Origin of the sequence: Paraburkholderia sp. GAS348 (genome assembly GCF_050434205.1) — a bacterium.
Taxonomy (GTDB): Bacteria; Pseudomonadota; Gammaproteobacteria; order Burkholderiales; family Burkholderiaceae; genus Paraburkholderia.
This window is the reverse complement of sequence record NZ_JBNPVT010000078.1, coordinates 1-1,052: the sequence shown is the minus strand read 5'-3', so window position 1 is coordinate 1,052 and position 1,052 is coordinate 1. Positions and strand designations below refer to the sequence as shown.

Below are 1,052 nucleotides of genomic sequence, written 5' to 3'. Positions count from 1 at the left end.
TCGGCCTGCAGCAGCATCCAGATCGCGGCTGCGTTGAAGAACGCCAGCACCAGAAACAGTGCGGACGACACCGGGTTGCGCGAGGTGATCACCTTCAGCCCTGAAACCACCAGGAGCAGTGCGAAGATGTAGAACAGTACGGTCGTGAATTCCATGATTACCGGTTCATCGTTAGGCCATCGTCAGGCATTGTTCTTTGGCACCTGCGTCTGGAAAAACACCCACACAGGTGCGCCGTGCCGCGGCGGTCAGGCCGCGGCGCTTGGCCCGACAACAGGCCGTGTTACTGCTGCATTTACTGCTGCATTTGCTGCTGCATTTGCTGCTGCATTTGCTGCTGCATTTGCTGCTGCATTTGCTGCCGCATTTGCTGCCGCATTTGCTGCCGCATTTACCGCTTCAGCAGAAGCGCTTCAACGATACGGTGCATCGGCTGCCTTGTTCGCCGCGATCTCCGCTTCGTAGCGATCGCCCACGGCCAGCAGCATGTCCTTCGTGAAGTACAGGTCGCCGCGCTTTTCGCCGTGATATTCGAGAATGTGCGTCTCGACGATCGAATCGACCGGGCAGCTCTCTTCGCAGAAACCGCAGAAGATGCACTTGGTCAGGTCGATGTCGTAACGCGTCGTGCGGCGGGTGTTGTCCGCACGCGTTTCCGATTCGATCGTGATGGCGAGCGCCGGGCACACCGCTTCGCACAGCTTGCAGGCGATGCAGCGCTCTTCGCCGTTTTCATACCGGCGCAGCGCGTGCAGGCCGCGGAAACGCGGCGAAATCGGGGTCTTCTCTTCCGGGAACTGCACCGTGATCTTGCGCTGGAACGCATAACGTCCGGTCAGCGCGAGGCCTTTGAGCAGCTCCGTCAGGAAGAAGGTCTTGAAAAAGTTTTGGATTGCGGTCATGGGTTCATCCGCCCTTTATTTCCAGATATTCAACGGCGACATGATCCAGAAGCCAACCACGATGAGCCACACCACGCAAACCGGAATAAAAATCTTCCAGCCCAGACGCATGATCTGGTCATAGCGATAGCGCGGGAACGTGGCACGCGC

The 1,052-nt window shown here is 58.3% G+C and carries 3 protein-coding genes and 1 pseudogene; 1 reads left to right on the top strand and 3 read right to left on the bottom strand.

The genetic code is table 11. From position 1 onward, the window contains the following. Positions 1-155 (bottom strand): annotated as a pseudogene (locus tag P3T22_RS33305) (NADH-quinone oxidoreductase subunit J); the annotation flags it as partial. Here P3T22_RS33305 and P3T22_RS33300 point away from each other — a divergent pair. Further along, positions 154-465, top strand: coding sequence for a hypothetical protein (locus P3T22_RS33300; RefSeq protein WP_429327295.1), 312 nt, complete (start codon positions 154-156; stop codon positions 463-465). The pseudogene P3T22_RS33305 and the gene P3T22_RS33300 overlap by 2 nt on opposite strands. Here the strand turns inward: P3T22_RS33300 and nuoI are convergent. Both nuoI and P3T22_RS33290 read right to left on the bottom strand, forming a co-directional pair. Further along, positions 414-902: an NADH-quinone oxidoreductase subunit NuoI gene (nuoI, locus tag P3T22_RS33295; RefSeq protein ID WP_063495298.1), complete on the bottom strand. Its 489-nt coding sequence runs from the start codon at positions 900-902 to the stop codon at positions 414-416. The genes P3T22_RS33300 and nuoI overlap by 52 nt on opposite strands. A gap of 15 nt (positions 903-917) precedes the next feature. Then, a partial coding sequence (locus P3T22_RS33290) for an NADH-quinone oxidoreductase subunit H (RefSeq protein ID WP_429327296.1) occupies positions 918-1,052 on the bottom strand: 135 nt, incomplete at its 5' end.